Annotated in this window: 3 tRNA genes; all 3 read right to left on the bottom strand. The window is 55.3% G+C overall.

The annotated features are described in order from the left end of the window. Positions 1 to 579 precede the first annotated feature (579 nt). Positions 580 to 655 (bottom strand) — tRNA-Asn (locus tag IEI94_RS21470). Between the two features lie 36 nt (positions 656 to 691). Next, positions 692 to 767: transfer RNA gene (locus IEI94_RS21465), tRNA-Asn, on the bottom strand. Positions 768 to 806: 39 nt separating this feature from the next. Then, positions 807 to 882 (bottom strand) — tRNA-Asn (locus tag IEI94_RS21460). Positions 883 to 986 lie beyond the last annotated feature (104 nt).

Below are 986 nucleotides of genomic sequence, written 5' to 3'. Positions count from 1 at the left end.
GACGAGTCGCTTGCCTTGATGATGTGGTGACTGATCACCTCGTCATCGACAAGCGCCCACATGAATTACCTGATCGATTGTTAAAGAGCGGCTCCGAACCCGGCTAGGGGTGGGAGCGTCTCGCTGTTGCCGTGACCTCAAGGTTAACCCCTGAGTGTCGGCCGGCGCCCGGCGAGGAAGGCGTATTCTACTGAAACGGCGCAGTTTGTCAAGCCGTGGCGCTCACTGCAGAACCGATTACACCGATTCCCTAGAGCCACGCTCGTGCGTCTTGCGACGCGCCGTTCGAGCGAGGTGCATTCTACCGTTTCCGGCGGCTCTGTCAATCGCTTTTCCTATCGAACCGACAAGAAAAACCCAACAAAACCAACTGCTTGCACCTCTCTTCACCGCTACCAACGTATGCCCGTCGGCAGCAGCGGATGCGTACTTTACGGCTTTCTTGAGCGCAGTGCAAGGGACGAGAGAAGAAAGATAGATCAAAAACCGCCACATCGCCATGCTGTAGAAAAGACGCGACCATGCCAGCCAGCAACGCAGCTCACCAGAAGGAAGGTATAAAGTAGCTAACGAACGCGATGGCTCCCCGAGCAGGACTCGAACCTGCGACCCAATGATTAACAGTCATTTGCTCTACCAACTGAGCTATCGGGGAATGACGAACGATGTTACGAGGCAGGCAGCGAAGGGATGGCTCCCCGAGCAGGACTCGAACCTGCGACCCAATGATTAACAGTCATTTGCTCTACCAACTGAGCTATCGGGGAATCGCTTACCTGTTGTGTCCCAAGGGGGTTAGAGCCGTGTGGCTCCCCGAGCAGGACTCGAACCTGCGACCCAATGATTAACAGTCATTTGCTCTACCAACTGAGCTATCGGGGAACATCTCGGAACACGCGACGTAGTATACGGATCAGGCCGTTAAGGTCAAGTACCAGCTGCCTCTTCAATGCTCGATCGCTCAACGAACAGCGCCCGATGCCAAG

This window comes from Halomonas sp. ML-15 (genome assembly GCF_014779595.1).
GTDB lineage: Bacteria > Pseudomonadota > Gammaproteobacteria > Pseudomonadales > Halomonadaceae > Franzmannia.
Note: the sequence above shows the minus strand (reverse complement) of the source record. Positions and strands in the feature narration are given on the sequence as shown.